Consider the following 23,735-nt stretch of genomic DNA (forward strand, 5'->3'; position numbering starts at 1 on the left):
CCCTCGAGACCATGTGCGAAGCCGGTCGCGCGGTGCTGTCCATGCGCCCATGCTCCCCGGTCTCTGGGAGCTGACCTGGCAAACGTGGCAACACCTCGGGGCTGTTCGCGCTGGCGCGGGCGATCCGCCTGCCATCACCACCCGCGTGGGGCGTGTGGTGTTTCCCTCCAGAGTTCTGGAAGAGACGGCTGTCGGATAGCCGGACGGCTCTGGGAACCCCGCTCCTGCAACGGTCTCGATAAATGTGGAGGACTTGCTGCCCTGTCAACAACCCCGTGTAGGCGCCTGATAGGCGGACACCGGTCGTGTACGCCTGATGAACAAGCTGCAGGCCTGAGGCCCGCTTCTCGCTGAGCGGCCCCAGCGCTGAGTACCTTCTGCGTGACCCGCGGGATGCAGGATGCACTGGTGGTGCCAGGAGTATCGTGTCCCGTCCTGGGGGTGAACGAGTTCTTGATCCGGTCTGACTCCAATCCACCGGGTGATGGAACGTCTGTCAGCGCTGGCCGGCTGGGGAACGGGCGAGAGCGACTCTCGTGTGAGGTCCGAAGTCGGTGGGCGGATCCGGTTGGTCAGGGGGGAAGTTGTTCAGAGAGAACAGCACACGATGCGATGGTCGTGTGAGGAGTCAGCGGGATGTTGACGAGGCCGGGGGGTGGAGAGGCAAACGCTCGGGGATCCTCGCAGCGCTTCGTCGTTCCCGCAAAGACGGCTGACATGGCCGCACGAACTCACTCCGTGGCGTTCAGGCCGCGCGCCCGCCTGGTCAGTGTTCTGGGTGAACACCTGATCAGCGACCAAGCCGTCGGTCTCGTGGAGTTGGTGAAGAACGCCTACGACGCCGACGCGACCGAGGTGACTGTCGAACTGTTGGATCTTGCCCATCCGGCGACCGCACTCGTTGTCGTCGAGGACAACGGTTCGGGGATGACACTCGACGACCTCGTCGGGAAGTGGCTCAGTCCCGCGGTCGACCACAAGGAACGGAAGAAGCAAAGGGCGGAACGAACCCCGCGGGGACGGTTGCCGATCGGGGAGAAGGGCGTCGGGCGGTTCGCCGTCCATCATCTCGGCCGACGCCTGAGACTCGTCACGCGGGCGGCCGACAGCGAAGAGATCTGTCTTGACATCGACTGGGACCGGTTCGATGCCACCGACACGTTCCTCGACGGGCTCAGGCTGACGGCCGTGGAACGTTCCCCTGAGGTGTTCGTGGGGGAGTCGACCGGCACGCGACTCGAGATCCGCACCAGCCGTGGCCCGTGGAACGAAAAGCTCGTTCGCAAAGTACACCGGACACTGAAGCGGCTGCAGAACCCGGTCAGCGAGGTGGCGGACTTCCGGGTGGGACTCGTGTGCCCGGACTACCCCGAACTCCAGGACATCGACCCGACCGACATCCTGGATCGCGCCCACTACGAGTTCCGGGTGCTTGTGGACGCTGACGGTGGGTGCGACTACGAGTACACCTGTCGGCACCCTGCAGTGGCATCGAGATCCCGATCCGGAACCGAATCCCTGCTCGCTCTGGGCGGTGACGAACTGGCCGGCCGAGTCCCTGACTGCGGTCCGTTCTGGGTGAACCTCTACGTGTGGGACCGGTCGAGCAACTTCCTTCAGACGAGCGGTGTGTCCCGTCGCGAGCTCGACGCGCACTGCGGGGTGTCGCTGTTCCGGGACGGTCTGAGGGCGCTGCCCTACGGTGAGCCAGGTGACGACTGGCTGTTCCTGGACCAGGAGCGGATCCAAGCCCCGGCCGAGCGGGTCGGGAACAACCAGGTGATCGGGTTGGTACTCGTCGACCAGACGACGAACCTCCAGTTGCGGGACAAGACGAACCGGGAGGGGTTGATCGAGAACCAGGCCTTCCAGGACCTGCGGACCCTGGTGCGGTCGGTTGTCAGACTGTTCACCTCGCACTGGCGTCGGGACCGGCCGACAGGTGGGGCGGGGCGACGGCCGGTGACCGCAACTGACGGCATACGGACGGCCAAGGCGCTCGCCTCGGCTATCGAGAAGACGGCGCGCGATGACGTGCCGGTACGTTGGTCCCCCCGGCCCGCTCATCCCTCTGAGGCACAGACCGCGGTGGAGAAGCACGGCCCCGAGCGGGCAGCTGTGTTGACGCAGCGACAGGCGTTGTCCGAACTGGTCAACGAACTCGACGGAGTCAGCGCAGACCTTCAGGAGCGGCAGCGGCGGCGGGACATCATGCGCCAGCTTGCTGCAACGGGGCTGGCTGCCGAGAGGGTTGTCCACGAGTTCGGGCGCCAGGTCGCCGCCGCCACGACGCATGTGCAGCAGTTGGAGGGCTTCGCGCGGGGCGACGACAGAGCAAGTGACATGCTCAGAGCTGTTGCGGTCAGCCTGCGAACACTGCGCAACGAGTTCCGCGTGCTCGCTCCGTACGAGTCCGTCGGGCGGGCCGACCGTGTGCGGTCGGCCAGTGTGGCCGACGCAGTTCGTCTGGCCCTCCTCCTGAACCAGCACAACCTGGATGCGGAGGGGATCGACGTATCGGTCGAGGGCGACGACTTCGAGGTTCGCAGCCGTCCCGCAGCAGTCGTTCAGATCCTCGACAATCTGGTACACAACGCGAGCTACTGGGCGTCGGTGGACGAAGCTGCCGACCGACGGATCGTGGTGAACCTGAGGTCGGGGGAGCGGCAGGTCCTCGTCGTCGACTCGGGTCCGGGTGTCCATCCGGAGATAGTTGACCAGCTCTTCCAACCCTTCAGCACCCTGAAGGTCGGGGGCACTGGGCTCGGCCTTTTCATATCGGCTGAGCTGGCCCGGAGTCTCGGATGCACGTTGCGTCTTGCGGACCAGACCGAGCAACCGGACGAAGTCGGCGGCGCCGCGTTCGTTCTCGGGTTCCCCCACGAGGAACAAAGCGAGAAGGAGCACCCCGATGAGTGAACGAGACCATCTTGTCGAGGACCTCGTAGCTGAGATCCTCGGTCCCCGGGGAGGGCCGCGGGAGAGGTTGGGGGGCGACGAGGACCCGCTTGACGAGTACATCGTCGGTGTCCTGGCTCCGTTCTCATCCCCTTCGGTCGAGGTCGACTCGGACCAGGAGCTCGTCGGCGACGAGCTATCGGGCGGTGATGACGACCTCGATCCAGGCGAGTCCGTGTCAGGACACCAGCCTGCCGACGCCAGCCTTCCGTCGCTGGTACTCGACCCTCGCGCCAGGCCGTCGTCGATGGGCGTGTCCCTGGCGGTCAGTGCCCCTGACAGGCCACGCCTCGACATCTGCTGTACGTGGGCCAGGTACCGCAAGGAGGCCAACGGGGAATGGAGCCGGGAGCCACACGGGGCTGTCTGGCGCGACGTGGACTGTTCCGCCGACAACCCGCTGAGTGACCCCACGGACCCAGGAGTCGTGGTGAGGGTCCGTAGCCGAAGGGACTCCCGCGGTATCTGGAAGATCTCGGTGTTCGTGGTCAACCTGAGCTCTGTGGAATCAGACCACCCCTCCCTGTCGGACCACGTGTTCCAGCCCCAGGTACGTCTGCGCTGTCAGGGCGGAGCCGAGTTGGTTCCACTGGAACACCAGCACCTGGCACAGGACGAGGAGGACGAGAGTCTGGCGCTTCTCTACGAGGACCGTCCCGTCCTTGCCCGAGGGCACCTCTGCTCCGCCGTCTGGCGTCAGGTCGATCCAGAGCGCCCTCATCCGGGAGGGTTGGAAGGAACCAGGCCCCCGTTCAGGTGGTCCGATGGACGTCACCTGTTCGACGACGGGACAGTGGCCGAGTTCGAGCCGGCCGACGTCCGGTCCGAGTTCGTTCCTGTGGTTCCCGTCAACGCTCCGGACAAGGGCTGGCCGACCGACGCGGGAGATCCACCTGAGCTGGACCCGATGGAACTGGCCCAGATCACGGATGGTGCCGTACTCCGCCTGAGGCTGGAGCCGCTTGCGGACGCCTACGAACGCTGGATCGAGGGCCAGGCCCGCGGTGTTGAAGGCCATGCGCCAGGTACACCGGCCCAACGGCACCTCTCCGGGTGCCGACGCGCGCTGGACCGGATCCGCGAGGGGATCGAGCTGTTGGCAGGGGACCGCGACGCACTCCTCGCGTTCTGCTTCGCCAACCGGGCGATCGCCGTCCAGTCGCAGTGGACCAAGGGGAGGGTCAACCGCTGGTGGCCGTTCCAACTCGCGTTCCAGCTGGTCAACCTACGGGGAATCGTCGACGACGCCCACGAGGACCGGGACGTGTGTGACCTGCTCTGGTTCCCGACCGGTGGAGGCAAGACCGAGGCTTACCTCGGACTCGCTGCCTTCACCCTCGCGCTTCGGAGGCTTCGTGCCCAGCGAGGGCAGGAGCCCGGGGGAGGAGCAGGAGTGACCGTCCTTTCCCGGTACACACTTCGGCTCCTCACCATTCAGCAGTACAGGAGGGCGCTCGCGATGGTGACGGCGTGCGAGTTCCTCAGGGTCAGCGGCTCGCCCGGACAGCGTGGTTGGCGGCCGTCCGGGTGGGAGGACCTCGGTGACGTGCCGTGGGGCTCCACCAGGTTTTCGGTCGGGCTGTGGGTGGGCGGCAACGTGACCCCGAACAACCTGCAGGACCTCCAATACCGTGACGCGAACAACAGGATCATCACGGCCCACGGCGCCATCTCGATCCTGGAGGGGAAAGAAGGCGAAGGTGACCCGGCGCAGATCCTGAACTGTCCGGCCTGCAGGTCGACACTGGCGATTCCCCCGGAAGGCCTGCGCGAGGGCGACACGGGTGTGCTGCACTTCGTGGTGGGCGACCCGGATCCGGCTCTGGGCCCGGACGGTGCGTCGCAGCTGTCGGAAGAGCCGTTCGACGTGACCGCGATCACGGTCACCCGTCATCCGGACCCGTCGTTCGCGACCGTTTCCGTTCGGTTCCGTGTCACTGCGGACGTGTCCGACCAGAGTGTCGACAAATGGTTCAACGGGCATGCACGTCGTCTGCTCGGTTCCAGGTCCTGGCTCGTCTCCGCCCGCGCGAGCCGACCTGGGTACTTCGTGCGGACAGTCGAGTGGGGCAGGCAACGAAGCGAGAAGCCCGTCGAGTTCGAGATCTTCTGCCCGAACCCGAAGTGCCCGCTCAACTCCGACCTGGCCTGGTCCGAAGCGACCGAGGTCGGTGCCTGGCCTGTGCCGCCGGCCTTCGACCGGGGTGACGGTTCTTCGACGCACTGCCCTGTCCCGGCGTGGACAGTGGACGACCAGGTCTATGCCAGGTGCCCGTCGATGGTCGTGGCGACGGTGGACAAGTTCGCCCGCTTGGCGTTCGAACCGAGAGCAGGTGCGTTGTTCGGCAACGTCGACAGGCTCAACGAACACCTGGGCTACTACCGGGGCTGGGCACCTCCGGCAGGGCCGGCGACACTCCCACGAAACGCCCGCGAGGAGGTGACGTCGGGGAACGACGTTCCCGTCCGTGGATTCCGCCCACCCGACCTCGTGTTGCAGGACGAACTGCATCTCATCGAAGGCCCTCTGGGCAGCATGGTCGGTCTCTACGAGGCTGGCATCGACCTCCTCTCCACGGTGCATGACGGCGAGAACACTGTCAGGCCGAAGTACGTTGCCTCCACCGCGACCGTCCGGAGGGCGGAGGAGCAGGTCCGTTCGCTGTTCGACCGGAGCCTGCAGGTCTTCCCTCCTCAGGGCCTCCGTGCCGAGGAGACGTTCTTCTCCTCGACCGGTTCCTCGCACCCGCTCGACGCGCAGCAGGCGGGTCGTCTGTACGTCGGAGTGATCGCCCCCGGACGAGGAGCACAGACACCCATCGTCCGGATGTGGTCGCGTCTACTCCAGACACCCCGCGACCGACTCGAGGCCGGCGTCGCACAAGCGGAGTTGGACCCGTTCTGGACGCTCGTGGGCTACTTCAACGCTATCCGCGAACTCGCCGGAGCCGTAGCGCTGGCCCGTCAGGACATCCCCCAACGTCTCGGGAGCGTCGCCGCGTCGCCGCGCACTCTGGACGAGCAGGAACCGATGGAGCTGTCGAGCCGCACCAGCTCCCTGAGGCTCCCGGGCATGCTCGAGGAGCTGGGAGTCCGGCTGGGGCCCGGCCGGGAACCGGCGAACGCGGTCGTCGCCACGTCCATGTTCGGCACGGGTGTCGACGTGGACAGACTCGGACTCATGGTCGTACACGGGCAGCCGAAGACCACATCCTCCTACATCCAGGCCACCGGTCGTGTGGGCCGGGGCGTCGGCGGGCTCGTCGTCACCTTCTACCGGGCCTCGCGTCCGCGGGATCTCAGCCACTACGAGTACTTCACCGGCTACCACACCACGCTCTACCGCCACGTCGAGCCGGTCACCGTCAACCCCTTCGCACCCCGGGCAAGGGACAGGGCCCTTGGACCGGTGATGGTCAGTGTCCTCCGCCAGGCGGCGAGGATCCCGACCGCGACGGGCTCGGTGGAGGTCGACGAGCGGTGGCGGATCCAACAGCGGCTCAGTAACGGGGGCTGGTTCTGCCGTGCCCACGAGATGAGCGACGCCCACACGGACCCAGAGGTGGACCTGCTCCCCGGCATCCTTGAGGAACGTGCCGCCCAGCAGCCGCCCCTCCGTCGTCCACCGTCATCGGAGACGGAGAACCATGCTCGCTCGGAGTTGGAGCATTGGCGGGAGGTCGCTGACCGTGTTGGTGATGCCTTGCTGTACCACGAGTCGACGGTCACACGTCCGGCCTCTCGCCCGGTCGTCCTAGGCGACCTCGCGCATCTTGTCGCGAACATGGATGAGGCTTATGGAAACGCGCCAAACTCCCTACGAGAGGTGGAGGCCACCACCACGATCAAGGGAAGGGGATGAACCGTGAGCCGTCCCTACCAGGAGGTCCGCCCCTCCCAGTTCGTCATCACCCTCGGCCCTGGAAGCATTCTCGAGACAGGATCCGGGCCGGTCGTACTCAAGTCGGTGGACACGCTCTTCAACGAGATCGGCCGTAACCCCCAGGACTTCGAGATCGTCGACAAGCGGCTCTCACGACTCGAGCTGGACAATGCACGCATCGCTCGTGTGCCAACCAACGCCGAACTGGGACTTCCCTCGGACAGAACGATCTACCCCACGCACGCGTTTCCGTTCTGGTCCCTGTGCACACAGCACCGACCGCACCAGGTTCTGTACGAGACGAAAAACGGATGCCCGGAGTGCCCATCGGTGTCGGCTCCGCAGCGTCAGGAGAAGGCGGGGCGTGAGGCGATCCGCTTCGTGCAGGCATGCGAGAACGGTCACCTGGACGAGGTCCATTGGCACGGACTCGTACACGAGGGGGGAGGCTGTGGCACGAAGCACTACCTGTGGCACGGAGGTGGCCGCGCCCTCCGGCTCGTCCGCATCGAGTGCCCCCGTTGCCACGCGACCGCGAACTTCGGCCAGGCGTACGCGAAGTCCTGGCGCTGTAGCGGTCGCATCGTGGAGCACGGGGGGCGTCCGGCGCCGACAACGGCGCGGTGCGTTCAGAAGGCGCGCATCATCCAGCGAGGAGCTGCCAACCTACGGCTCAACCTGCTCCAGAGCGCACTGACGATCATGGATATGCCGACCCGGCTTCACGACATCCTGAACGACCCGTCCCTTTTGGGAGCAGTCGGTGCACTCCATCGCCGCGGTCTCCTGGACCAGGTCGCTCTTATGGAAGAGGCCGAGCAGGTCGGGCTTGCCCGGGGTGCGATCGAGTACCTGAAACAGACGAACTGGTCCGAGATCAGCAAGGCGTTCGACGAACTACTGGGGGCTGGTAACACAGGTTCGTCGTCACTACGTGACGACGAACTCGACCGCCTTCGCCAGGCGGCGACCTGTGGCGTTCCGGCAGTTCCCCACCCGCATCCCGGCTCTCCTCCGCTGTTCGAGGTTCGCCAGGATGATGTGCGCCTCGTACAGGGACCCGCCCGCCGACACAGGCTACGCGTCGCACCTGTCAGCCGTCTTCGCATGGTCATGGTCCAGACCGGTTACCAGCGGCTGGACCCGCAGAAGGCCCAGAAGATGTCCACCGCTTTCGACTGGAACGGCACCACCTGGTACCCGGGCATCGAGCTCTTCGGCGAGGGCGTCTTCATCGATCTTGCTGGCGACTCTTTCATCCTTGCAGGCAGCCGGGCCAACCAGTGGAACGATCAGTTCAGGGGTGATCCCCACGGTGATCCGTCGCTCCACCCCGCACACGTCTGGTGGCATACCCTCTCCCACCGTCTCCTCAGGTCGCTCTCAGTGGACTCCGGCTACTCGTCCGCAGCGATCCGTGAGCGGGTCTATCTCAGCGTGCAGGACGGCAGGGTCACGGGCAGTGGACTCCTCCTCTACACGGTCCAGCCCGGAGGAGATGGCACCCTTGGGGGGCTGGTCGCCCTCGTCAACCGGTTCGAGCACGTTCTTTCGCACGCTCTACGAGACGTCGAGAGCTGTTCGAACGACCCGTTGTGTCAGGAAGCGCCGTCGGTGGGGGCAGAGGGAGTCGCCTGCTACTCGTGTCTCCTGGCGTCGGAGACCTCGTGTGAGCACCGTAATCAGGGGTTGGACCGCCTTCTTCTCGCTGAGAACCTCCCGTGACCCGCTGATCGGGTGGGGTCGGTGTCACCGATCGGTCTGCGTGGGCTGAGGGGCAGCCGACGCAGAGGCGGTGTGCTGTCGGACTACGGGCGGCTCTGGTTGCTTGACCAGTAGCTGGAGTACCGCTTGTAGGCCAGTTGTCCGCTGAAACGGATGTTGTCCTCGAGGTCCACAACCAGGCAGCTCTCTGTCCCACCGAATCGTGGTCCCCGCATGCCGCGACCGATCATCTGCTCGTACAGGACCGGGCTGGTGGTGGGACGACCGACTACCAAGGCTCGTACCGCCGGAGCGTCGAAACCAGTCGTGAGGACGCCGTAGTTGCAGAGAACGGACAGGCGTTCGCCGCGGAACTGTTCAATGAGTGCGCGCCGCGTCGCACTGCGCGTATTGGAGGTGACGACCTCCGCGGCTCGGCCGGCGCGTCGCAGCAGAACAGCCATTGCTATGGAGTGTTCCACGGTGCAGCCGAAGAACAGCGTCGGCCAGTCCGGCGGTAGTTCGAGCAGTTGCTTGAGCAGAGCACGGTTCCTCGCGTCCGATTCACCGATCTCACGGAGGAAGGCAGGGTGGAAGTCCTCGAACTGGTCGAAGTACTCACGGTAGCTTTCGACGTCGTCCATCGGGAACCCAGAACCGGCATAGGAGAGCACCTTGTGCTCAGGCCGTGACAGGACATCCCTCCGACGGAGCTCGGACACGATGTCGTCCCCCAAGGAGCGGGAGCTGAGAAGCCTGCTGTGGAACCTCTCCGCCAGCTGGCGAGTCTCGGTGTCGACCCTCCGAAAGGGGGTGGCTGTCAGCCCGATGACGGGAACCGGGGCTTTCTGTCCGAGTTCGATTCCCAGGAACCGCAGGACTCTGCTGTAGCTGGGGGCCAGCATCCGGTGCGCCTCGTCCACAACCACCGCACCCAGGTTCTCGCGCAGCAGCTCGAGTTCCTGTTGTGTGTCGTCATTGGTGCCTCGAAGAACCGCGTCAAGCTTCTGGATGCTGGCCACCACGATGTCGGGGTCGCTCGGGACCGAGGCGCTTCCCCAAAGTCGGGCAATCTCCATGGTGCGCCGTACCTGGTCATTGCGGTGCCCCAGGTCGGTCCACACCTCACGGAACGCCTGGACCGCCTGCTCGCACAGCTCCTCGCTCTGGGCGATCCAGAGAACGGTCTGACGGCGTGGCTGGGAGAGGCGCCACTCGATGAGGCTCTCCACCGCGGTCCTGGTCTTGCCGGCTCCTGTGGGTAGCGTCAGAACACCACGGTTGGCGCCCGGTGCCCCGGAGAGTACCTCGATCACCTGCTCCTTGAGGTCCTGTTGGAAGTCCTCCAGGTCTCGGAGAGGCACGAAGGGGGCGACTTCCAGCGTGTCCGGCTCCCGTGTGCTCCCCGGCAGGCCGGCAAAGGCAGGCGGGATATCGAGGACTCGTGCGAAGTGGCGAGGCCAGCTCTTACCGGGCTTCCACGTGCGCTCCGCGATCTTCTTGGCTTTGGCTCTGCTCCCACCACGGCTGCGTTCGGCACCTCGGTAGTCGTGCAGCGTCTCCAGCTCGTCCTCCGACGCAGAAAGTGCAAGCCGTTCCCGTAGCGTCCGGGACTCAAGAAGACCGAAGCCCGACCTGTCGACCAGGAACTCAGCAAGCTCGTCCTCGGGAAGCTTTGACCGCAGCCTTCCGGATCCGTTCTCGACCGCCGCGATGATCCACTCCACCGACTTCCTGGAGCGAGATCTCCCTCCGCTCTCGAGATCCTCGATTACCGTTCGCAGATCCCGCGGGGCGAGGCGCCGACGCAGTACTTGGATCGCCTGGGAGCGGTCCTGCTCGCTCAACTGGCCGAAGGCTTCCACCGAACACTGTCTCCCTGGACCAACTAAGAGCCGACCGTGTTGAGTCGTTCACGGACGGCCAATCAGTGCAGTGGGGGGTGTGTAAGTCTCTCATGGCCAGAAGGGTGTTTCTTTCAGGCGTAGGTCTCCTGATGTTGTGTCACGCCACCGCAACGGCGGGCCGGTTCGTCTTCTGGAGTGTGGTCGTCGTGGCGCGGGGATCCTGATACCTCATCCCCGAACGCTGTTCAGCAGCCTTCGACGCATCGCTGGACGAGGCTGGTGGCCCTCGCGAGATCCTCCTGGGACCGGATCCGCACCTCCAGAGGGCCCGTCCCCAGACAGCCGATTCCCCGGAGGTCGCGCACGAAGCCGTCGCTCAGCTCGACCGTGTCCGGATCAACCGTGAGTGTGAGCACGAGAGTATGGCTGCGAGGCTGGAACCGGACGGTGGCCACGTTCCTGATTCGACGGTAGGCGATGTAGTGCAGCTGGAACTCCTTCTGCACCTCGCCAGAGGCGATCAGCAGGGCATCGAGATCGGCGTACAGATCCTTCAACGACTCCGGCGATTCGTCGTAGATCTGACGGACCGACCTGACCCTCGCACCACCGCTTGTGACGTTCGCGGCCGTCGTTGGAACTTGAGGCGTTGGCGTGGAGCCGGCCGCGGACGCGACAAGCTGCAGAGCCAGCAAATCCGCCACCGAAGTCTCGGTAGGTCACAAGATCGATGCGGCGCCCGATCTCCTCCAGGGCATGCGCATCGTGTAGGGTGAAGTCGCCAGCAACGCAAACCAGCCGTGGGTTGCTCCAGTCGACCAAGCCGACGGCTTGGTCCCCCAGCCGGTCCTTCACAAGACTCTCGAACTCGTGCCGATGGTCCCGCAGCCACGACAGGTATGACAGGGCCTGCGTGATCACCGCCTTGCCGGTCGACCTCTTGTACTCGACGATCACCGGATTGCCGTCCTCGTCCAAGCCGAGCGAGTCGATCCGGCCGCGGTGCCGCGCACCAGTCGCATACTCCGACGCAAGGAACCGAATCCCGAGCATCGTCTCCATGTTCCGTTCGATCAGCGTCTGCAGCCGCCGCTCCAGAGTCACGACCGCGCCCGGGATCTCGGACGCCTGTCCGTCCGCGATGCGGAACAGCTTCAGATCGTTCACGACTCCCCCGTTCGCTGCTGGTCTTGATCGAACAATCGATCTCGGCATGCAGGTATTCCGGTCAGGGTGCGTGCCTCGGTCAGGGCACAGGCTGCGTTCTTCCCAGCTCGCGGCCGTAGTGTCCAGATGCGCAGTAACCCGTCAGTAGTAGTTACGTAGTCCCCGCTCCTCGTGCCACACGCGTCCCCTATGCTTGAGACCGAAGAGTGCACCAGGCCGTTCACGCGAAGTCAGGGGGCTCCGTACACCTCCACAGCTCGTACGAGCACCGACAGATGAATGCAGGGCAGGCAGAACATCGAGGTCAGCGACCTCCGAATCTTGCTTTGACCAGCCCTTGTGTGATGTCCTGGTGCTCGTTTATGTCGTTGTGACGGAGGTCGGACTGTGGGTGGCCACTACGGTGTGCCTCTCGAGCGGAGCGATCAACTAAAGCTTGACCCGCACGAGAACAGCTGCACCCCAGAAGGCTTCGGGAAGTGGCTGAAAACCTTCGGCAGGGGCAAGAGGCTTGCTGTTGATCTCTTCTCGGGAGCGGGCGGGCTGAGTTCCGGCCTTCAGCAGGCCGGGTGGACGCTAGCCGCTGCAGTCGACTTTGACGAGCGAGCGCTGGAAACCCATCGCGCGAACTTCCCGGGTCTGAGCCTTCACATGGACCTCGGGGACCCGGCCAACCGCAGGGAGCTCCTCAAGCTCCTCGAGCCGGCGGACATCGATCTGGTTGCCGGAGGGCCTCCGTGCCAGCCCTTCAGCAGGGCCGGCCGTAACAAGATCCGGGATCTCGTGGCCAACCACAACCGGGACCCGGAGGACCACCGTAAGAAGTTGTGGCGGTCCTACCTGGACGTCGTCAAGGAGATCGGGCCCAGGGTCGTTCTCATGGAGAACGTCCCGGACATGGGCCTCGGCGATGACTTCTCCGTGATCCGCACGATCGAGGAGGAGCTGGAGGAGCTTCACTACGCAACCCAGGTCCGGCTCGTCGACGCATGGAGTTACGGGGTTCCCCAGCACCGCAAGCGGCTCATACTGCTGGCGAGGAAAGACGTTGACCGGTTCGAGTGGCGCGCCGCTCAGCCTGGCCGGACCACGCTCCGAGACGCCATCGGTGACCTCCCCGAACTCGAGGTCGAGCCGCTGCAGCGGGTCGGGGAGCGCGAGATGGCCTACAGCGAGCCCTCCGACATCTCGTCCTTCGCCAAGAAGATGCGTAAGGGCGCCCCGGAGGGGCTGGTCTGGGACCACATGACCCGGAGGGTGCGGCAAGACGATCACCGGATCTTCGCCGTGATGGACTCGACCACGCTGTACTCGGAGCTGCACACGAAGCTCAAGCCCGAGGAACGGCAGTTCCAGCGGTACAAGGCCGACCAGTACACCGACAAGTACAACAAGCTGTCCTGGGACGAACTCAGCCGGACGATCACTGCTCACATCGCCAAGGACGGTTACTGGTACATCCATCCCGAGCAACTGCGTACGCTCACGGTGCGCGAGGCAGCCCGTATCCAGACCTTCCCTGACGGCTTCCGTTTTGCGGGTACCCGAAGCGATGCGTTTCGCCAGATCGGGAACGCGGTGCCGCCCATGCTGGGCAAGGCAGCGGCAGAGGTCCTCAAGCCGCTCAAGGGGGCCGAGCCTCATGCGGACGGTGGGCTCAACCCTCACTGGCAGCAGGTCCGCCAGGCACTCACCAAGTGGGCGCTTGAGCGACGCGAAGTGAGCGACTGGTACGAGTTCCCCGGCGCGGAGCCCGTGCCGTTCCATGCTGCTGTGGCGGCTGTGATCTCCGGAACGAGGATGAAGCCGGAGGAGCGGGCCGCCCTGATGGCGACGGTGCGGCGGTCCAAGCAGCTCACTGCGACGGGCTTCCAGAAGCTGATCGACGCGGCTCCCAACGCTGTCGTACGAGCTCGCATCGACCGCCTGGAACCGCTGGTGGACCAACCCGCGGCCTGGAAGACGGGCAACCAGTTCGACATCCCAGGCAAGCTCGCCATGAAGCCCGCCGAAGAATCGCTGTACAGGTTGCTGATCGGCGATGACATCATGTTGGTGGGACAGGGCACGATCCGCGTTGCGGCTCGGATGAACGGCGTCAGGACGGATCACGAGAACCGTCTCAGTGAGGGCAGGGTCAACCTGGTGAAGCTTCTGGGCGCGGGGGAGCATGCTCCGCTTCGCATGGCTGCGATCCGGCTGATCGGCTCAGAGCTTTGCCGGGAGCGGCAGACACTCTGTGCGGAGTGCCCGCTCGCCACGCTCTGTCCTCGCCAGGAAGAGACGCCGACGATCTTCTGACATCGTGCAGTCAGACGGAGTCGGAGGGCAGCGGGCGTGTGGCGGCGCTTCCTGCACGGGCGACCTCTGCCACCCGCTGTGCCGCAGCCTCGGAGTCCTTCCGGATCTCGCACTCCCAGACCCGGACCACCTCCCAGCCGGACTCCCGGGTTGCCTGGTCGTTGCGCCGGTCGCGGGCCTGGTTCGTCTGGATCTTCTCGGTCCAGCGTGACGCGTTCGGGCCGCGGAACTCACGAGCCCCGTGCTCCGGACAGCCGTGCCAGAAGCACCCGTCGACGAACACGGCCACGTGGTGCTTCGGGAGGACGAAGTCCGCGGTGCACCGAGGCGCCACGCGTCGCTGCAGGCGGAACCGGAAGCCGAGCCGGTGCAGAGCGCGGCGGAGCGCTACCTCTGGTGCCGTGTCACGCACCCGCCGACCCTTCAGGTGTTCGCTCTTCTCCGTCTTCACCCAGCTTCCGTCGGCTTCCACACCACGGGACGACAGCTGGCTCCCGCCCCGCTGCTCCCCGTCGTCACCATCTGTGGCCGGATTGCAGAGGGGGGCTAGTGACGGCCCGGGCGTCTTGGACGGGGAGGTCACTGAACACTCGCGCTTCCTGCAGGGGCGAATCCCAGACGCACCGCCTCGCTGCGCACGTGCAACAGCTGTGCCGCCTGGGTTTCCGAAACCGACTCGTTCACGTTCAGTCGCCGCCCCACAACCTGAAGCAGCTGACGCTGCCAGGGTTCCAGGCTACGCGTCGCCCTCGCCCACTGCTCGATGTCGGCCCACTCCTGCGGCGGGACCCGGGTGACGGCTTCTCGGGCCACGGCGGTGCCGACCTCGTTTGCGTCGTCGGCAGGGCGATCCTCCAGAGGAAGATCCAACAGTTCGGCCTCCAGAGCCCGGGGCATCGACCACCTGACCCGGGACACGGCCTCCCAGCAGGCCGGCTGCTTGGCCCACTCGCCGACGTGTGTGCCTCGGAGCGGGTTGGTCACAGCGGCCATGACCCTAGGGCAGAGGTCGTCAAGAGCATCGGTGAGGGCCTCGGACGCCTGCTGCCGACGCCAGATCTCGTCGAGGTCGATGCGCTTTCCCACAGCCAGGGAGAGACGTGCCACCGTGTACGTCGTGATGGCGCTCTTGTAACTGCCTGCGTCGTGATCACGGGCGATGTTGTCGGCTGTTCTGAAGAGGATGGCCTTCGCGATGATTCGCTGGCAGTACGCCGTGTCCACGTGAACAGGCTGCCTGCGGAGGTTGATCATGAACTCGTTGAAGTTCTTCTGGGCTCCCCGGCTCACCAGGAACGGCAACTGGTCCCAGGAGTGGGCGTATTTCGCCAGGTCCGCCTTCGTGAACTTCTGCCTCGTGGGCCAGATCGTCTTGAACCGCTTCTGGCCTGCAGCGCTCAACTCGGCCAGTGCGTCGGCGTACTGTCCACGGGCCTTTTCGTAGAACCAGCGTGTCTCATGACCGCTGCCGTCAACGGCAGGAGCCCAGAGGGAACGGGTGACCCGTTGCACGTCGACGTGGAACTCGTGGTTGGAGCTGAAGTCGACGGCGGTCACCTTATTCTGGGTGTTCGAGTACTCGGAGATCCTCGGGACGATCTCCATCAACCTCTCGGGTGAGACCACCGTCAGCTTCATCTGCACGCACACGTTCGACAGGTCGGCCTTGTCCCGCTTCTTGGCATGGTGGAGCGAGGCTGTGGTCTGGCCACCGTTCACGATCTGAAGCCCGTGAATCCTCGAGATCCCGAGGTGTTGGCCGTCCGCGCCCTCGGCGAACTCCACCTGGGAGGCCGTGGCCGTGATGCCGTTGTTGTAGGCGAGGAACCGGCCGGGCGAATGCAGCAGCGACTCCCGGATTCCCTTGTTCACCGCGCCCCTTGTCTGTAGGAAGGAACGTACGTTGAGTTCGAGCAGGCGCGTGCCGTGCTCCGCGTAGAGGTCCGCGAGCCTGTCCCCGGGCAACACGGTGAGCGCCACGGAGTGGTCCGCCTCAGTACTCGGTGCGGAGAGGCAGGGGAGGGGCGGGTCGAACGTCACGACTATGGGCTCGCTCAGGGTGCCGGACGTCGCGTGCCGGTGCAGCCTGGCCAGATCCCATATCTCGTGGACGACCGGGATGCTTTCGAACTCGGTGGGGGGCGGGGCAGTCGACGTGCTGACGCCGTTGCTGAGCAGGAAGAGGCGGATCTGCGTGACGTCGGTGAGGGCCTTCTCGACCGCGTCGCACATGTCGTAGACGTCCGACGACTCGTCGATGTGCTGACGCAGTCCGTTCTGACAGCGGCGCAGGAAGGTCAGAAGCCTCTTGAAACGGGACTCGGCCTGCGCTTTCGTGAGCCTGTCCTCAAGCGGCGACAGCCGGAAGTCGGTGATGAAGAGGTCAAGCCTGCCGGAGTCCTCCCCTGCGCCGTAACCGTGCACCTCCAGACCGTGCGACCTGTGGTAGGCGGTGTACGTGTTGGAGACGACGCCCGCCTCCTCGAGCTCCTCGAGCACACGCGCCGTGAACGCCTCCGGCGTGGTCGTGCGTTCGGCCTCCGCGGTCGCCAGGACGTCGCCCACGAGCTGGCGGGCATACGCGCTCTGGTCGAGCTCACTCATTCTTTCCCCTGATCAGGTTGCACACCTCGGCGTCGCTGAGGCGGTACTGGTCGAGCCCTGAAAGCGCCAGACTGTAGGAACAGTCGCTTACGCCGGCGGGCAGTTCGGATTCGACGACCCTGGGAAAGCCGTCGCGCACCTCCCAGAACTGCACATCACGAGCTGTGTAGCGTGGTTCGTCATACAGGTCCCGCTGGCCTGGCAGGTAGCCGGCCTGGATCAGCAGTCCGTCGAAGCGGGCTCGTGCACCTGGGTTGGCGAGATGGTGCCGCACCTGGTCGACGAGCACGTTGAGGCTCTGCCCGAGCCCTCCACGCCTTTCGTCGAGTGTGACGAGTGCCAGCAGGAGCGAGGACGTCCCTGTGCCGTCAAGCTGCCGTTCGCTCGCGATGCGTACGGTTCCCACGTTTCTGGCGTTGGTCGTCTTGACCTCGATGGCCACATCCGGGCACTGGAAATCCTGGTTGGCGCCGGTGGGGCCGGTCCAGGCGGCCACCGCCTCGGACTGTGGCAGTGAGGTCACTAGCTGTTTCCTGAGCACCAGGATCTCGCCGAACAGGCCGCGCCGCGCCTCCGCCCCGAGACCGTCGCGCCCTACGGAGCGCAGCAGGTTCTGCCAGTGACCGAACCGGCTGACCACCGCGGTGAGTGCCTCGAGACTGGTCAGTTCGTCCTTCGCAGTCGCGGCGATGTCCGTGACGAGAGGGGTGAAGACCTCCTGTAGGTCGTCCGCGGTGAGCACCACCTGCAGTTCGTACTGGTGGCGCGACAAGGAGGTGAGCGACAGCTCAAGGCCGGCCGTCTGCGGAAGCCGTCCCAGGGAACGCACCACACCCTCGGCGGCGGTGGCGTCCGCCTGGAACACCAGCATCCGTCGGCGGCCGGGGTGGGAGACGGAAAGGAAGATGTCATGCGGCGACCTTGCGTGGATGCGACGCATGGACCGCCCCGACGCGGCCTCGGGGGCGTCTTCCAGCTTGATCCAGTCGCTCTCGTTGATCGTCACTCGTCGTCCTCCTCGTCGTACGTCTCGATGTCCTCCTTGATCCAGATGTCGTTGACCACGTATTCGGTTTTCTCCTGGTGACTCGAGCGGGGGAAGCTCGCCGCGAAGCCGACCAACGGCGTATCGGGGTCGAGCTCACCGAAGGCGGGCGGCTTGATGGGGTAGATCAGGAGCAGAGGTTGGTCGGCGCGCCTCTGGTGCCGGATCTGCGGGCCGGCGGGCACCCTCGGGTCCCGTGGCTCGCCCTTGCTGTTGGTGGTTCCCTCGGCGGCCTTCTTGGTCCTGGCCAGAGCGGTGGCGTACTGGCTCTCGTCCAGGTCCCGGCTCTCGTCGGTCGGGCTCAGCACCCGGCGGATCGTGTACCGACCCTCGCTCTCCGGATCGTTCAGCGGCTGGCGCGTGACCATGCCCACGAGGTGTCCCGAGACGTCCACGGGGAGATCCGCAGGGTTCTTGCCCACCAGCCTCACGGTCCACCTCCCCAGTTCCCCCACCGCAGCGCACTTGCGGATGTACTCGGCGATGAACGCCGGTCGTACCCGCTGCGCCGCACGGTCGGGCTGGTATGCCGCGAAGAACCCCGAAACGATCTCCTCCGGCGGAACGTCCTTCCAGACCACACTGTTGCCGGGCATCTCCACCGAGGGGCTCGAGATGACGTCCAACCTGCTGACGAACGCCTCCAGCGTCTCGAAGTTCTGCCGCACGGCCCTCTTCGACAGGTTGAAGAGCACGGTCTCAGGGCCTTCGGCAGAGAAGCTGAGCAGGACCTTCGTGCCGTTCCTCATCTTGTTGGCCGCAGTGACTCCGAGCCCCAGGGAGGAAGCCTTGACCTTCAGTCCGAACTGACGAGGAGTGAGGCGAAGGGCCGCCATCTCCTCCACCTCCCTGCGGAGTTCGTCCGTCGCGGCAGTGATCTCCACGTACGCCCTCTTCAGGGATGCAGTGGTGTACAGGCGGCAGAGGTCCTCGTAGCCGGGCCGGTACCCGAACCACCGGCCCATCTGGAGCAGTGTGTCGTAGGTCTTCGAGGCACGGAGGTAGTAGCTGACCGTGAGCCCTTCGAGAGTCAGCCCCCGAGAGAGCTTCTCACCACCGACGGCGATGACCGAGAGCCCTGTCCTGCGGTGTTCGTAGTAGTCGAGAGCGTCCCCGGCCGCCCCGTTCACCGCCTTCACCTCGATCTTCCGCAGCGCGGGAAGGACGTGCGGGGCAACCTCCTCCCAGGTGAGACGCGCTGCGTCGTCCGCCGTGAAGTAGCTGGTGGTGGGGACGTGGTCCTTCTCCCAGAGGTCCCGGAACTCCTCCATGCGTGTGCTTGCGGCGCTGCCGTGGCGGTCGCGGAGGCTGTCCTTGATGAGGCGGAGGAAGTCGTCGATCTGGGTGCGCACGATTCCCTGGACAGCTGTGAACCGCGTGACGTGCACGAGCATCGAGTTGTGGTCGGTCAGTTGGCCTCGGGCACGACGCGCAGCGCAGGAGACGACGAACGACTGGATCGCCTGCTTCAACGAGGCGGGCAGCACGTCGGCCGGCTCGTGCCCGGATTTGTGCTTGCCCGGCAGCCAGCTGTCGGCGTCCTTCACCTCGCGGACGAGGGGCAACGGCTCGACGTCGTCATCCTCCACGTCGTCCGTCCGGAGACCGAAGACCCTCTCGGGGCCCAGGTAGTTCGAGGGGGCACGCAGCGTCCGGATGAAGCCCTCGGGGAAGAGGTCCTGTCCGTACTCGTTGTGCTTCGCGTCCGGGTCTATGTAGATGTTCGCGAACGGAGTTGCCGTGTAGCCGACGTACGAGGCCTTGTCGAAGCTGTTCAGGAGCTTGCGAACGGCGGCGTTGATCTTCGAGGGGTCGGTGTCGGCGTCCTTGGACGTGTTGATCGACGCGTTGTCCGCCTCGTCGTCGATCACGAACAGCGGTGCGTTGCGGACGATGTCCCGGCCGGTCTCGGGATCGTGATGGCCATGGGTGCTTGTCACCCACTCGCGCAGGTTGTCGATGATCTTGCGGTGTTTCTTGATCACGAGGATGACAGGGAAACTGCCGATGGGCAGGTTGGCCTTGGCCGCGGTCCTGCGGTCGAAGTCGCCCTTCTCGGAGCTGTTGGTCAGCGACGCGCTCGGAAGCTGTTTCGCGTGGGACATGGCCCCCGCACCGATGCGTCGGCGGCTGGCCCCCGCCTCGTCGGAGCGCATCAGGTGCTGGGTGTCGAATCCGAGAAGCCCCTCGTCCACACGCAGTTGGGTCTGGCTGCGCAGGTCGTTGTGGATGCCGGCGAGAATGACGATCAGCCTGTAGCCGGCGTCCACCGCCTTGGCAGCGAGACCGATGTAGTGACCGGTCTTGCCGGACTGGACCTGGCCGATCACGAGGCCGGAGCGGCGCCACGAGCCTTCGCGCCGCGGATCCTCCAGCTCCCCCAAAACCTCGTCGGTGCTCTCGTCGAGGCGCCACACGACCCGGCGGGGCATGTTGCGCACGTCTTCGAGGTAGAGCCGATAGCGATCCCAGAAGTCCCAGTTCCGGTCGTTCTTCGCATCCGGCAACCACGCCTTGTGTCCGGTGTCGTCGTGCAGCCCGGCCGAGGTCTCCTGGTAGACGGCGACCATCTCCTGGAGGTCCTTCGTGAACTGATCGCGGTCCAGGACCTTGCCCTGGGCGGCCATCATGCCCATGACGGCGTTGACCGCTGTGGTCACTTCCTCCGGCGACGCCTGGCGGTCCACGGGCAACATGGCCAGGGCGACGCGACGGGCCACCGTGAAGGTGTCGTCGGGGGTGGTGCTCACGAACGGCCTCCGCAGGGTCTGGAGTTGCTTGAAGGAAGGGTAGGGGCGCCTACTGACAAAACAGGGGTCAGGTGTTCCAGAACCCCTGCATCTGGTCGAAGGGCGGCATGACCCGGATCCGATCCCGGGCCGCGCTGGGGGAGCGCCCCTGGGCGACGAGCGACTTGAACACCTGCTCGGCCACCTCAACCGCTTCCGGCGGGGCCATGGAGCCTCCCCCGAACGGAACGGGGTCGTCCTCGGAGTCCGTCTCATGGAGGGCACGCAGTGCTGTGACGGGCACCGTCTCCTCCAGCAGGCGGATCAGCGCCCGCGCTTCCGGTGCCGAGTCCCCACCGCGATGCAGCAGTTCTCGTACAAGTGGGTGACTCCGGTTGATCCGGCAGTTGACCTGCCCGTTCTCACGTTTGACGGTCCAGGTGTAGAGGAGCGGGTCGCCATGGGTCCGGGCGGACACCCGGCCCCGGTGCCGGAGGACCTCTGCGGCACGGGTACGGGTCTTCGCGGCGATCCGGCGCAGGTGCCGTCGCAGCGCGACGGGGGGCACAACGCTGGCCTTGCGAACATCGACGCCCCAGTCCGCATCCGTCTCGGCTGGGATGTCGATCGTGATCCGCGCCAGGTTGTACCTCTCCTCCCGGCGCATGCCGGCCAGCCCCAACCACTCTCCTGCGAGGATCAGCCGGTCACGACGGTAGACGTAGAACCCCTGCTGCCCCAGCCACCCGGCAGGGCCTGCTGCACGTGCGTAGTCGTCCTCGGACAGGCGCTGTGCGCTCGGAAGAACGAAAGCCTCCACCCTGACCTGCTCTTCGGCCAGCGGCAGGTTCTCAACCGGCAGACGCTGCACGGACGGATGCGTGACCATGAAGGGATCCCAGGGGTCGACCGGGGTTCCGGAGACGCGGATGGTCCGCCTGCCCGATCCGGTGAGGAAGCGGGCGAACACCATCCCCAGGTGGGACTCGGTGCGCTCGGCCTCGTCGTAGAACTGCTGCTGCACCTTCTCGTCGTCCTCGCCCACACCCTCGGAGTGGAATCCCTTGAGGCGCCGCCACAGCACGATCGTGCCCTTGTCCGCACTGTCACGAAGTCCCTCGACGAGGGCGGCTGTCTCCGGATCCGTACCACGGCGCAACAGCCACCTGCCCGAGGCCTCGACGACGTCCAGGTCCCAGGTCCGGACGCTCCATTCACCGCCCGCGGAGCTGGCCACGGTCAGCTGCCGGGCCTGTGAGAAAGAGGCGGACTTGAGGCCGACGCCGAACCTGCCGAGATCGGTACTCGTACGCACGGTTCCCGGGCCTCGCGCCGCCACCGTCATGGCGGTCACGAGCTGGTCGCTCGTCATCCCGTCACCGTCGTCGACCACGGCGATCCAGGAGTCCCCTCCGACCCAGGTGAACTCCACGTCGATGCGTCGGGCCTTGGCCGAGATGCTGTTGTCCACGAGGTCCGCGACAGCTGCCTCCAGCGAGTAGCCGAGCGAACTCAGCGAAGCGACCATGCCTGCTGGATCCGGCGCGGCGACTTCGTAGTCCTCGTAGTTCACAGTCATGTTCGGCGTCATGTCCCCGTTGGCCAGTGGTTGCGATGGGCGGCCGTCCGGTATTCCAAGGACCGTGACGGGCACGGTCTCCGTATCGGGACCCTTTCCCCTGCATGCCACATCACCGTGAGCTCGGATGCCCCACCCCGGGACGATGATAGTTGCAGGGTGCGCAGAAGCGTCCATTCGTGGTGCAACGATGCTGCCGTCACGAAACGGTGGAAGTGCCCCGAGACCGCACCCCAGGCGCCCGAGGTCCGGTTCCGCCCGCTGAACCAGGATCTGCGGCCAAGCCCCCGGATCGCTGCCACCGGTAGCGCTCATCCACTCGTGCTCGTCCACCTCGTCAACCCACCTCTACCGGAATCGGGGGCGCCAACGGTCCACGGATATCCCGAGCACGTCCAGGTGCACTTGGCGACGTCCCACGGAGAAGGATCTCTTGGCGACCTCGAAGTGCACGCCTTCGACCGGCAGGTCGGGCTTTACCAGTACTCCCACCAGGGCGCTGAGGTCGGGAGGCGTTTCCAGGGCCTGTACGTACCGAAGGGACGTGGAGTGCATCTCCGGCGTCGGGAGCGGACGCAGGCACAGCTGTTGCGGAGTGCCGACGCACCAGGTCCAGTCGATCGACTCGAACGGCGGCCAGTCGCCCGGCAGGTGGGCTGTCGCCGTGCCCGCCCGGAGTTCTGCCCTCAGACGGTCCAGTTGGTGGGCGGCGGAAGTGGCCCAGTTTTCCACCTTCATCGCCTCGGGCAGCGAGAGCGCCTCGATCGGCCACTTGATCTCGAGGCACAGGCCGACACGGCTGGACGGGTCCACGACGACCACGTCGAGGTCGCCGGCAGACCGGCCGTCAGTCCTGGTTGTTGTGACCCGTTCTGCGACCACGGTGCCCGGGGTCGCGCGCAGCCACTCGGCCCACGCGGTCGCACGATCCCCCTGTTCACGGCCGATACGACCGAACCCCCTGGGGTCGTGGGCAGCAGAACGAAGCATGATCGGGTCCACGGCTCTGGGAGTCACCAGGGGCGGACAGATGATCACGGTGTCACCGTGCCGAACGAGCGGGGACGTCCTGCACGAACGTCCGACCCGGTAGGTGAGCCTCTCCACCGCCAGGGCTCGATGAGCCTCCGACACGGTCGGGCACATCTCCGCGAGGAGGGCCATCAGCTGGGAAACCGGCATGTGAGCGAGGGTTGTCTCCAGCCTCGACAACCTGTGCGCTGTCTCCTCACAAAGCGAGGCGACGCCCATGAGCACTGCCAGGACGCGGACCATGTCCCCGGCGGTCATCCCCTCACCGAGGGGGAAGGAGTCGGGAACCTGCGCCTCGGGCACCGCCTTCCGGTACGCGTCGATCGTCGTGGCGGCGCGGTCGACGGCAGCCCGCAGCACCTCCGGGGTCGGTCCCGTCCTGGAGCCGACGCGCCTCGTGGAGATCCACCGGCGTTCCGTCTCGGACAGCTCCGGTAGCCGTGCGGGAACCGCGGCTTCGGCGAGGAACGCGTCGGCGACCTCGACCGACGCGTTCCAGCGGTGACGCACACGGAAGCCGCCCCCGGTCAGGCGTACCTGGTAGGCGCCGGCGTGTACACCCGTCTCGAGGAGGTCCCAGTGATGGGCCGCCGCGGCGAGTGTCGTGATCTCGGCAGCTTCGGCTTCCGAGCACGGCCCCGTGCCGAACGGGAACTCGTGGTGCCAGACGACGAGTTGGGCTAGGACGCTTTCCCAGGGCAGGTCGGACGTCATGCCTGCGGTGATCTCCATTGCCCGCAGCTTGGTCGCCGTCCGGAGCAGGTCGTAGATCCGTTCTGGCCCGGCCTGCCAGGCCGGGTGTGCACGGACACGGGCACGCGAATCGGAGACGGTGTCCAGAAGATCCAGCTCGGGCTTCACGGGGACTCCTCACGGTCCACGACCG

Annotated in this window: 12 protein-coding genes; 4 read left to right on the forward strand and 8 right to left on the reverse strand. The window is 65.8% G+C overall.

What is annotated here, in order from left to right; genetic code table 11:
• Positions 1-717 precede the first annotated feature (717 nt).
• From ACFY9I_RS33305 to drmB, 3 genes are read left to right on the forward strand one after another with little or no spacing between them, the layout of a single operon-like run.
• Positions 718-2,919 carry an ATP-binding protein gene (locus tag ACFY9I_RS33305; RefSeq protein ID WP_391008374.1) on the forward strand — a complete coding sequence of 734 codons (2,202 nt, stop codon included), beginning with the start codon at positions 718-720 and terminating at the stop codon, positions 2,917-2,919.
• Positions 2,912-6,820 (forward strand): DISARM system helicase DrmA, encoded by a 3,909-nt coding sequence (gene drmA / locus ACFY9I_RS33310; protein ID WP_391008376.1) that lies wholly within the window; start codon positions 2,912-2,914, stop codon positions 6,818-6,820. The genes ACFY9I_RS33305 and drmA overlap by 8 nt, the downstream gene beginning before the upstream one ends.
• 3 nt (positions 6,821-6,823) lie before the next feature.
• A complete protein-coding gene (gene drmB / locus ACFY9I_RS33315; protein ID WP_391008378.1) occupies positions 6,824-8,566 on the forward strand; it encodes a DrmB family protein in 1,743 nt (580 codons plus the stop codon).
• A gap of 83 nt (positions 8,567-8,649) precedes the next feature.
• Here the strand turns inward: drmB and ACFY9I_RS33320 are convergent, their stop codons facing one another.
• Both ACFY9I_RS33320 and ACFY9I_RS33325 read right to left on the reverse strand, forming a co-directional pair.
• Positions 8,650-10,410, reverse strand: a complete 1,761-nt coding sequence (locus ACFY9I_RS33320; RefSeq protein ID WP_391008380.1) for a DEAD/DEAH box helicase family protein — start codon at positions 10,408-10,410, stop codon at positions 8,650-8,652.
• 227 nt (positions 10,411-10,637) lie between these two features.
• The gene (locus ACFY9I_RS33325; RefSeq protein WP_391008382.1) at positions 10,638-11,096 is read right to left on the reverse strand and encodes a hypothetical protein; all 459 of its coding nucleotides are present in this window, start codon (positions 11,094-11,096) and stop codon (positions 10,638-10,640) included.
• Between the two features lie 850 nt (positions 11,097-11,946).
• Here ACFY9I_RS33325 and ACFY9I_RS33330 point away from each other — a divergent pair.
• Positions 11,947-13,860 (forward strand): DNA (cytosine-5-)-methyltransferase, encoded by a 1,914-nt coding sequence (locus ACFY9I_RS33330; protein ID WP_391008384.1) that lies wholly within the window; start codon positions 11,947-11,949, stop codon positions 13,858-13,860.
• Between the two features lie 10 nt (positions 13,861-13,870).
• Here ACFY9I_RS33330 and ACFY9I_RS33335 read toward each other — a convergent pair whose 3' ends face one another.
• The 6 genes from ACFY9I_RS33335 to ACFY9I_RS33360 form a co-directional block, all read right to left on the reverse strand.
• Entirely contained in the window at positions 13,871-14,311 is a 441-nt protein-coding gene (locus ACFY9I_RS33335; RefSeq protein WP_391008386.1) for a DNA mismatch endonuclease Vsr, read from the reverse strand.
• A 128-nt stretch (positions 14,312-14,439) separates the two neighbouring features.
• Positions 14,440-16,464, reverse strand: coding sequence for an AIPR family protein (locus ACFY9I_RS33340; protein ID WP_391008387.1), 2,025 nt, complete (start codon positions 16,462-16,464; stop codon positions 14,440-14,442).
• A complete protein-coding gene (locus ACFY9I_RS33345; RefSeq protein WP_391008389.1) occupies positions 16,457-17,470 on the reverse strand; it encodes a PD-(D/E)XK motif protein in 1,014 nt (337 codons plus the stop codon). Before ACFY9I_RS33345 ends, ACFY9I_RS33340 begins: the two co-directional genes overlap by 8 nt.
• Positions 17,467-20,259: a Z1 domain-containing protein gene (locus ACFY9I_RS33350; protein ID WP_391008391.1), complete on the reverse strand. Its 2,793-nt coding sequence runs from the start codon at positions 20,257-20,259 to the stop codon at positions 17,467-17,469. Before ACFY9I_RS33350 ends, ACFY9I_RS33345 begins: the two co-directional genes overlap by 4 nt.
• 67 nt (positions 20,260-20,326) lie before the next feature.
• Positions 20,327-21,817, reverse strand: coding sequence for an ATP-binding protein (locus ACFY9I_RS33355; protein WP_391008393.1), 1,491 nt, complete (start codon positions 21,815-21,817; stop codon positions 20,327-20,329).
• A gap of 348 nt (positions 21,818-22,165) precedes the next feature.
• Positions 22,166-23,710 (reverse strand): hypothetical protein, encoded by a 1,545-nt coding sequence (locus tag ACFY9I_RS33360; RefSeq protein ID WP_391008395.1) that lies wholly within the window; start codon positions 23,708-23,710, stop codon positions 22,166-22,168.
• Positions 23,711-23,735 lie beyond the last annotated feature (25 nt).

Origin of the sequence: Streptomyces sp. NPDC012510 (genome assembly GCF_042955065.1) — a bacterium.
Taxonomy (GTDB): Bacteria; Actinomycetota; Actinomycetes; order Streptomycetales; family Streptomycetaceae; genus Streptomyces.

Coding starts and splice junctions, on each gene's coding strand:
- ACFY9I_RS33305 (WP_391008374.1), top strand. CDS start 718: ATGGCCGCACGAACTCACTCCGTGGCGTTCAGGCCGCGCGCCCGCCTG.
- drmA (WP_391008376.1), top strand. CDS start 2,912: ATGAGTGAACGAGACCATCTTGTCGAGGACCTCGTAGCTGAGATCCTC.
- ACFY9I_RS33340 (WP_391008387.1), bottom strand. CDS start 16,464: ATGAGTGAGCTCGACCAGAGCGCGTATGCCCGCCAGCTCGTGGGCGAC.
- ACFY9I_RS33355 (WP_391008393.1), bottom strand. CDS start 21,817: ATGACTGTGAACTACGAGGACTACGAAGTCGCCGCGCCGGATCCAGCA.